This window comes from Paenibacillus sinopodophylli, from assembly GCF_005930355.1.
Classification (GTDB): Bacteria; Bacillota; Bacilli; order Paenibacillales; family Paenibacillaceae; genus Pristimantibacillus; species Pristimantibacillus sinopodophylli.
Window position 1 is genome coordinate 103,245 of record NZ_VDBO01000015.1, and the last position, 7,417, is coordinate 110,661.

The 7,417-nt window shown below is 40.6% G+C and carries 7 protein-coding genes; 3 read left to right on the forward strand and 4 right to left on the reverse strand.

The annotated features are described in order from the left end of the window. On the reverse strand, positions 1–1,381 hold a 1,381-nt coding region (locus tag FGT79_RS31395), incomplete at its 3' end, for an MBG domain-containing protein (RefSeq protein ID WP_171056474.1). A gap of 320 nt (positions 1,382–1,701) precedes the next feature. Between FGT79_RS31395 and FGT79_RS27195 the strand changes: the two genes are divergently transcribed. The 3 genes from FGT79_RS27195 to FGT79_RS27205 all read left to right on the forward strand — a co-directional run bounded on the left by FGT79_RS27195 (position 1,702) and on the right by FGT79_RS27205 (position 5,314). Then, positions 1,702–2,556 (forward strand): DNA-primase RepB domain-containing protein, encoded by an 855-nt coding sequence (locus FGT79_RS27195; protein ID WP_138755985.1) that lies wholly within the window; start codon positions 1,702–1,704, stop codon positions 2,554–2,556. Positions 2,557–2,807: 251 nt separating this feature from the next. Beyond that, positions 2,808–3,734: a glycoside hydrolase family 43 protein gene (locus tag FGT79_RS27200; protein ID WP_138755986.1), complete on the forward strand. Its 927-nt coding sequence runs from the start codon at positions 2,808–2,810 to the stop codon at positions 3,732–3,734. Positions 3,735–3,994: 260 nt separating this feature from the next. Next, positions 3,995–5,314: a VWA domain-containing protein gene (locus tag FGT79_RS27205; protein WP_138755987.1), complete on the forward strand. Its 1,320-nt coding sequence runs from the start codon at positions 3,995–3,997 to the stop codon at positions 5,312–5,314. 193 nt (positions 5,315–5,507) lie between these two features. On the opposite strand, the gene FGT79_RS27210 is transcribed toward FGT79_RS27205, so the two are convergent. From FGT79_RS27210 to FGT79_RS27215, 3 genes are all read right to left on the reverse strand, one after another. Beyond that, positions 5,508–6,059: a hypothetical protein gene (locus FGT79_RS27210; RefSeq protein ID WP_138755988.1), complete on the reverse strand. Its 552-nt coding sequence runs from the start codon at positions 6,057–6,059 to the stop codon at positions 5,508–5,510. 132 nt (positions 6,060–6,191) lie between these two features. Continuing rightward, on the reverse strand, positions 6,192–6,350 hold the full coding sequence (locus tag FGT79_RS31400) for a hypothetical protein (protein ID WP_171056475.1): 159 nt from the start codon (positions 6,348–6,350) through the stop codon (positions 6,192–6,194). A gap of 103 nt (positions 6,351–6,453) precedes the next feature. Continuing rightward, the gene (locus FGT79_RS27215; RefSeq protein WP_171056476.1) at positions 6,454–7,140 is read right to left on the reverse strand and encodes a Fic family protein; all 687 of its coding nucleotides are present in this window, start codon (positions 7,138–7,140) and stop codon (positions 6,454–6,456) included. Positions 7,141–7,417: the final 277 nt, after the last annotated feature.

A 7,417-nucleotide genomic window follows, 5' to 3' on the forward strand; every position in this document is an offset into this window, starting at 1 on the left:
GCGTCGCATCGTTTGCGGTTACGGCAAGTGACGCTTTCGTAACGCTTAGACTACCTGCTGTTTTCGTTACTTCATAATTTCCTAGCTTGTTATTCGGATCAACCAGTGCTGCTTCGATCGCATAGCTCCCTACATCGCTTGCCTGATCAGCACTCGTAGCATAAGTTGCTGTAATCCCATCTGACGATAAAGCGCCAGTTATTATCCCTGTGAAAACCGGATTGCTCGTTCCATATTCATGCGTCGCATCGTTTGCGGTTACGGCAAGTGACGCTTTCGTAACGCTTAGACTACCTGCTGTTTTCGTTACTTCATAATTTCCTAGCTTGTTATTCGGATCAACCAGTGCTGCTTCGATCGCATAGCTCCCTACATCGCTAGCCTGATCGGCACTCGTAGCATACGTTGCTGTAATCCCATCTGACGATAAACCGCCTGAGACCGTTCCTGTGAAAACCGGATTGCTCGTGCCATATTTCCGAGTAGCATCATCTGCGGTTACTGCAAGAGGCCTCTTATCGACCCTCATCGTAACAGAATAACTCGAAGTAAGATGGGTAGGGTCTCCTGCGAATTCCGCTGTAAGTGTATGATTCCCTATTGCCGTGTTAAGCGAATAGCTGAATATCGCTTCACCATTTCCATTCGTATTAGATGAACCAAGAACGTTTCCATCCAGAGAAAATGTGACCCTTTTATTCGATACTGCTTGATTTTGAGCATCAAGCAATGTAGCTCTGATCTCCTCAGTATCACCATAAGTTGTTGTAAGCGGGTCCAACTGCAATGAAGTCGAATAGTCCCTCTGCTGAGTAGCTACATACGTCCTGAATGCAAAATCAAAATTAAAATTATTCCAAGATTCAAAATAATAAGGTGTACCGCCGTTATATGTGCTAGGAGTGTATATTCTCCAAGTGACTTGGAGCATTTGATTTGGATCATTATTGGTTGTCTCCATCATCATGGCATATTGCTTGTTAGACTCCACATAAATCCCTTCGTTAAAGGTAAACCGAACCCAGCCTCCAGGAAAATCAGGCACAATGCTACTGCTTACCTCCGCTACGCCTAGTACTGTCCCATTGATATCTTGACCTTCATGAATCGTCAAGCTTATCTCTCGCTCAGTAGCTGAAGATTGAGCAAGAAATACATCGACATCGTACATCCACCCTGTTTTACCTGCAGTAAAGCTTTGTCCTACATCCTTTGATCCGCCTTGCGAATTCGGAATCGTATTTGCTGCATCCGATGTTTGATCAATGGGATCAACGAATGACGCTTGGCTAGATTCCGACATTGCGAAGACAATCAATAAAATACCAATTACGATTAGAGCCCCTCTTTTGAAAAGGTTCATCTGTCTTGCATGTAACATGGTTGCAACGCTTCCTTCCGTTCTTTATTAGTATGTAATATGAATGCTCTTATCTTAAAAGTACTTAACTATTAACATTATTATACACCATAACCTTTTCTCTACTAGAATTAATCTATGAAAAAAATTAAAAATGACCTTAAAAATAACTGTAATTAACCCTTACCCTTCATCGGATTGAGAGTATCTTTACCGTTCCATTACCTTATTTAATGTTGAAAAATGGGTACTGTCGCTCACACTTGTATCCTCTTGCCCGAATATGATTGTTTAGAAAAGAACCGACAGTGTAACGCATCCTTCGAAGGAGATGTGATCCAGTGACACAACGTTTAAGCTCAACTAGATATTCAAGAAATTTGCAGAGGTTTTCCAGTCACGCGCGCCATTTCATCAAAAAACTTGGCTGCAAGCAGAACGAACAGCTGCAGTTTATATTAGTCCACGACCCCAAAAACAAAAACAAGACATTCAGTCCCTCTTCTAATCTCCCGGCGATGCTGCTGCATAAACCCCTAAACTTACTTGAAAGGAGAACGCCGCAATTCACGCTCTTTTCCAAAAGAAATAAACGTATTCCTGTTCTCCGGCAAAATAAAAAAGGGTACGCCGTATTTATGGAGATCAATTACCGAGAAACAAGAGCTAGCAACTTCGAAAAGATAAGAGCACAGTTCATCGATGTAGATTTAAACAAAATCTCAGTCTATGCAGACACACAAGAACAAGTCAATCAACTAATTGAATCCATGGAGTCTAACCCTACGGAACAGCTTCAATCGATAACGGTTAAAAAGAATAAACAAGGTCAATATCATCTTCTAGCTCTTCGAACAAAAAAGAGAGTAACGAAATTGAAAAAGGCGTTTATTCAAAAGTTCAAAAATCACATTAAGGATACGATGATTATTGAAACTAAAAATGGCTATCACATTTATTGGGTCGTTCAAGGTGCATCTGTTCATAAATTCGTCCCCATTCAAAAGGCTTTAGCCAAAAAATTCAGCTCTGATCCGATGATAACCAATTTATCCAGAGTCATGCGTATCCCTGGTTTTTTCCATATGAAAAATCCGGAAAGCCCTTTTATGGTCAAGATTAAACAACTGGGCAGGAAAAAACCTTTTTCCCAAGAAGAAATCATTCACTCTCTGGCTTTAGAACCCTTTAAATAACTTCTATAAATCAATCCAGCTTATACAAAGCCTATAGCGTCTCTAAGCTAGCAAAATCCCCGGTCTCTTGCGGCCGGGGGTTATCTTTTTCATATTGATGGATTACAATAATAGCGTTAACATTTATAATGTTGTCAGGGACGTGAGCAAGCCCACAACTGGATGGATAGGCTGGACAATTGGGTTTACATAGCTTGGATTAAGTCATTTGATCGTTTGACTCGAACATTTAATGAAAAAGGAGCATACTTATGACACAAAATAATGATTTTTGCGGTTATCTGCTTGTACATTTTATTGGAGAAGAGCCTGATGGGGAACAAGTTTATTTCTCATACAGTGATGATGGCTTACACTGGAACGATTTGAACCAAGGTCTTCCAGTACTTCGCTCGGCATTGGGAGAGAAAGGGATTCGTGACCCGTTTCTGATCCGTTCCGAGCAAGACGGCAAGTATTATATCATTGCCACTGATCTCCGTATAGCGAGTGGTAAAGGATGGGATGTTGCGGTCAATGAGGGCAGCCGCGACATTATCGTTTGGGAATCGTCCGATCTCGTTAGCTGGACAGGCCCTTGGAATGTCACAGTTGGCGTAGAGGGTGCTGGCTGCGTTTGGGCGCCAGAAGCAATCTATGACGAGCAGGAAAACAATTTCCTTGTTTTCTGGGCATCTGCTACCCAAGCTGCTCATGAAACAGAACGCAAACAAAAAATATATAGCGCTCGCACAACCGATTTCCGCCATTTCAGCGCACCTGAGCTGTATATTGAGCGTGACAATCACATTATTGATACCACGATAATTGCTCACCAAGGCAGCTATTATCGCTTCTCCAAGGACGAAACGACAAAGAACATTACTTTGGAGAAAGGAAACTCCTTGGATAAAAACGCCTTCTCTCCTATCAGCTCTCCATCCCTTGAAGTCATTATGGGCGTTGAAGGTCCACAAATCTTCAAACTGAACGATCGCGAGGAATGGTGCTTGATCATAGATCGGTTCGCGACACACAAAGGATATTTACCTTTAATGACTACTGATCTGAATAGCGGACAATTCGACGTTGTGCCTGAGGATGCTTTTCATCTTGGAACGAACAAAAAACGGCACGGCGGAGTTATTCCAATAACAACAGCAGAACGCGATCGACTGCTAGCTACCTTTCAAAAGTAAAGGATTGTACGAAGCCTAGAGATTGAAACAGCGATAGCCAAGGACGAGAAAAAAGTCCTAGACTGTCGCTGTTTTTTTGAACTGACTTACCGTAGACTGAACCACTCTAATTTGGATTTTTCGTTCAGAGGTAAGGAATACAAAACCTTCTTCTCAAGTCTGCAATGTATCCGTTGACTTATGGAAACATATGTATCAAAATCTATCTTATCACTGTACATTTGCAACAAAACCCTTGTAGAAACGAGGCATATCAGATTATGACAGATCCTATTCTCTTTCTAAACACAGGACAAAATATCAGTCTCAACGAATCAACCCAACTTCAGGTAACGATTCAGTGTACATCAGCTCCTTCTCCCTTAGATGTCAGCTGCTTTATGGTAAACGAAGAAGGAAAAGTCCCATCCGACGACTATTTTGTATTTTATAATCAGAAGGTGGATCCCCATCACAGTGTACTTCTTCAACAGGCAGAGAAACTGAAATCTTCTTTTGTGCTTGATACGAATAAATTACGACAGGCTCCTGTGGAGAAATGTATGTTCACAGCTACGATTGATGCAGGAGGTACGTTCGCCGATGTCCAGACATTTCAGGCGATTGTACAAGCTGGTTCCCAGCAGATTACCTATGAGATTAATCAAGTCACTGCTGAAACAGCACTTATTTGCATTGAGATCTATAAGTACCGTGGCGGATTCAAAGTCCGTGCGATCGGAAGAGGGTTCTTTGGTGGATTGCAGCCACTCGCAGAGTCATTTGGTGTTGAGATCGAGAGTGAAATCGAGAGTAACGACACCTCCGAGGCTGAACACGTCCTCCTTACTGCACGGACTGAAGTTGCAGCGGCCTCTTCAGCAGCACCAGCTACTCTTACTTCACCTAACCTGAATAGCACACCAGTGAACCTGACCAAGATTGATCTCCTCAAGAAGAAAGTAACCCTGTCCCTGCAGAAGAAAAGGATCGAGCCTATACAAGCACGTGTTGCCGTTGTATTCGACGCATCAGGCTCCATGTACCATCTGTACCGCAAAGGCATCGTGCAAGAAGCCTTTGAACGTATACTGGCGATTGCATCAGCATTTGATGATAATGGCGAGTTGGATGTATGGTTTTTCGCCAAAGACTTCTTGCGCGCACCTAGCGTTACAGCCCAGGGATATGAGAATTATATTGAACGCACATATACGCTGGGAAGCAAAGGTGGTACCAATAACGAACCTCCTGTGATGCAGGATGTCATCCGCAAATACACGATCGAGGAACCTAATGTTAACATTCCAACGTATATTATCTTTTTTAGCGATGGCGGAGTCAGTCAGAAAGGGAAGATTATGCGGCTTATTACCGAAAGCTCCTACAAAAATCTGTTCTGGCAATTCGTTGGCTTGGGACAAGCCAATTACGGTATCCTGGAGCAGCTCGATGACATGACTGGGCGTTTCATAGATAACGCTAACTTTTTTGCACTGGATGACATCTCCAAGATTAGCGATGAAGAATTATATGATCGACTTCTTAATGAGTTTCCAGACTGGATTAAGGCAGCACGTGTCAAAGGCATTCTGGCCTAACACCTTTATCCGAATTCAAACTGACTTCGTATATAGACATAAAGCCACTCCGACCAATGGAGTGGCTTCTTTAATAGAACTTCTCTTTAATAGAACTTCTCTTTTATTGAACTATCGTTATCTTCTCCGTTCCTTGTCGCACCATATTTCAATAAAGCTGGAAAGGTCGGATTTCGAGCAAACAATAGGTTGGTTATACGTTATTCAGACCGGAAACGTGTTTCTTCAATGCGTCTCGAAACGTTAGTAACGTCTCCTTGTTATTTACTTCTAATGTAACTTTAGCACCTTCTTGAGATTCAGAAACATAAAAAACCTTAGATATTAAAGGAAGCAATGCCGTTATCTCTGTAATTAAAGTCGCATATTTAGTTTGATCTTCTTCAGTGAATATGTTGTTTTCTTTATAGCTTTCCTGCATGCTTTCCGTTATTGCTTTCATATCTATACTTATTGGAGTTAACAACTGCGTGTTTACCAAACGACCCACTGTAGCTGAATAAGCCTCAATGACAGAGAGCTTTACATAAATATCGTTTATATGCTCTATCGTCAACATGTCCGTCTCGTTCTCAAGGATAGCATTATAATTAATCCAAATCATATATAGAGAACTACCCGCTATGCCTTCCGCAGTCGTTCTCATTTCATGTTCCGCTTGTTTTTGATTGCATAGAAAGGTGGACGAACAAATAAGCAATATAATCATTAGCCCTGCTAGAATAGGCAAAGCTTTCTTTTCCATTAACTTCATACCCCCAATTAATGTAACACCATTCCCCCTTTAGACGAGTTAATATACTGCTATGTTGCGAAGAATGCCCATAAATTAATATCACTATCAAGAGATAAATCCAAAATCTCAAAGTCTCGGTTTCTAGTTTTTCTCTATTATGACAAGCGAATAAACGACACCGCCCGCCTCAGTCATATTGCTTTGGCTTACAACTTTCCATCCCTCTTCTAAAAATTGATTCAACTCCGCTACATTATTCTTTCTTTCGTGGTAATATTGAACAACGATTGCCTTTTGCATGGAATACATCTCCCTATTATTAGAAAAATCCTGCTAGTTTTTGCACACAAAAATACGTAAGGGCGAAGCCTATATTTGAATACAGACCAGCTTTAACAGTTGTTCATTCTTCGAAGTATTTTCTCCTGACGCAGAAATATGCAGGTCTGTCTCTTCTTTGTTCCACCAACGACAAATCGAGCAGATCTTTAACTATTTTTCTGATGGTTGCTGCTGACTTTTCGAATATTTCAGATAGATCGCCTACTGTTAAACCATTACTAGAATCAAAAAAATGATTTTGTGCCAAGACAAACATCAAATCCCTATAACTTTGGGGCACATCTCTCAAGTTTGAATCACTACCCAACTTTTGAAATGCCATACTTAACAACTGGCTCTTTTCTTTCAATTCTGTGTTCATCTGCTTAAGAGCTTCTATTATTATTTCTAAGAACGTTTCAATAAAACTGTTCATTTCCCCTCTACTTCTAATACTATTTGATATCTCGAAAACCTCAAGGTATTTTGTTTTATATGTATTGCAACCTCTAGATAATGATAATATAGAAATATTGCCTAGATCCTTTGCCAAGTACATACTGCTAATAAATCTAGATGTCCTACCATTCCCATCATAAAATGGATGTATATAACCATAATAATAATGACCTACGGCTACTTTAATTATGTTAGGTATTTGAAGATTATCACTGTTCATAAATTCCAATAATTCCTCAATCGATTTATTGATTTCTAATTCTGGTGTAATCCCCTGATGTACAACTTTACCACTACCTGATTTTTTCAAAATATAAGTTAGCCTGAATGCTGTTTCGACTATTCTTATTCACTCGACTATGCTACAAACGGAGTGGTAGGGATAGGAACATACGATCGTAAAATGACAGAAAAAATCAAACTCATCCCGTCTGAAAGCCACATGTGGGGGTTATTGACCCGACATTTATCTACCTTATAAAAAAAGAAAGAGTTACCTTGAAGCCATTTGTTCCGCTGGCTTCAGGGTAACCCTCCGTTTGTTAACCTACTTACTCTGTTGCTCCAACATTCTCAATAGAATGATT

Bases quoted from the DNA above. Each gene is read 5' to 3' on its own strand.
- FGT79_RS27200 (WP_138755986.1), top strand. From the start codon at position 2,808: ATGACACAAAATAATGATTTTTGCGGTTATCTGCTTGTACATTTTATT.
- FGT79_RS27205 (WP_138755987.1), top strand. From the start codon at position 3,995: ATGACAGATCCTATTCTCTTTCTAAACACAGGACAAAATATCAGTCTC.
- FGT79_RS27210 (WP_138755988.1), bottom strand. From the start codon at position 6,059: ATGGAAAAGAAAGCTTTGCCTATTCTAGCAGGGCTAATGATTATATTG.
- FGT79_RS31400 (WP_171056475.1), bottom strand. From the start codon at position 6,350: ATGCAAAAGGCAATCGTTGTTCAATATTACCACGAAAGAAAGAATAAT.